Source organism: Bradyrhizobium sp. WSM4874 (assembly GCF_055811835.1).
Genome location: NZ_JBVVPR010000243.1, coordinates 1 through 336 on the forward strand (window position 1 = coordinate 1; position 336 = coordinate 336).

General features: G+C 56.8%; 1 protein-coding gene. It reads left to right on the forward strand.

Features of this window, described 5'->3' with window-relative positions; all coding sequences use genetic code 11:
• A partial coding sequence (locus AC0L3P_RS40215) for a transposase (protein ID WP_473309487.1) occupies window positions 1–322 on the forward strand: 322 nt, incomplete at its 5' end.
• Between the last annotated feature and the right edge of the window lie 14 nt (window positions 323–336).

The window sequence follows — 336 nt, forward strand, 5'->3', positions numbered from 1 at the left end:
AACCGTCACCATTGCGGCCATCGAGCAAGGCGTTCCACTTCTGGTGGAAGCTCGAGAGATCATAGCCGCTTTCCATGTGATGATCCGCAAGAAAGCTCACGTAGAGATTGAACCATGGTTGGAACGAGCGCGCGCAAGCCTCGTCATGTCTTTCGCCAATGGCGTCATCAAAGACAAGGCCGCTGTCAGCGCAGCGATCACGACGTCATGGTCCAACGGACAGACCGAGGGCCAGATCACCAAGCTCAAACTGGTCAAACGCCAAATGTACGGACGCGCCAAGCTCGACTTGCTGCAGGCTCGGCTAGTCGGTGCCACATGACCAGTGCTGCACCA